The 928-nt window shown below is 58.0% G+C and carries 1 protein-coding gene; it reads right to left on the bottom strand.

What is annotated here, in order from left to right:
- Positions 1 to 928: DUF1601 domain-containing protein (locus J7439_RS25605; RefSeq protein ID WP_209204883.1), on the bottom strand; the 928-nt coding region annotated here is incomplete at both ends.

The following is a 928-nucleotide window of genomic DNA, read 5'->3' as shown; positions in this document are numbered from 1 at the left end:
CGTTCACATGGGGCAACAGTACGGCCACGGCCTCTTTGAGCCCTTGTGTTCTCGCCTGTTGGTTGTCCACCAGTTTCGCCATGGCCCACAGCAGGTTGGTGATATCCTGGGCATTAAATTGGTCTTTCTGTGCGTTCACGTGGGGCAACAGCGCGGCCACGGTCTCTTTGAGCCCTGGTGTCTGCTCCTGCCCGTTGCCCACCAATTTCGCCATGGCCCACAGCAGGTTGGCGATACCCTGTGGTTTAAAGTTAGCTTTCTGTGCGTTCACGTGGGGCAACAGCGCGGCCACGGCCTGGTTGAGCTCTGGAGTCTGCTCCTGCCCGTTGTCCACCAGTTTCGCCATGGCCCACAGCAGGTTGGCGATACCCTGTGGTGCAAAGTTAGCTTTCTGTGCTTTCACGTGGGGCAACAGAGCGGCCACGGCCTGTTTGAGCTCTGGTGCCCGCTCCAGCCCGGTGTCCACCAGCTTCGCCATGGCCCACAACAGGTTGGCGATACCCTGTGATTTAAAGTTAGCTTTCTGAGCGTTCACGTGGGGCAACAACGCGGTCACGGCCTCTTTGAGCCCTGGTGTCCGCTCCTGCCCGTTGTCCACAAGTTTCGCCATGGCCCAAAGCAGGTTGGCGATATGCTGAGGAATAAATTGGTTTTTTTGTGCGTTCACGTGGGGCAACAGCGCGGCCACGGCCTCTTTGAGCCCTGGTGTCCGCTCCTGCCCGATGTCCACCAGTTTTGCCATGGCCCACAGCAGGTTGGCGATGCCCTGGGCATTAAATTGGTCTTTCTGTGCGTTAACGTGGGGCAACAGCGCGGCCACGGCCTCTTTGAGCCCTGGTGTGTGCTTCTGCCCATTGTCCACCAGTTTCGCCATGGCCCACAGCAGATTGGCGATATGCTGAGGAATAAATTGGTTTTTCTGTGCGTT

Source organism: Salinisphaera sp. G21_0 (assembly GCF_017744115.1).
In the GTDB taxonomy this organism is placed as follows: domain Bacteria; phylum Pseudomonadota; class Gammaproteobacteria; order Pseudomonadales; family Endozoicomonadaceae; genus Endozoicomonas.
Note: the sequence above shows the minus strand (reverse complement) of the source record. Positions and strands in the feature narration are given on the sequence as shown.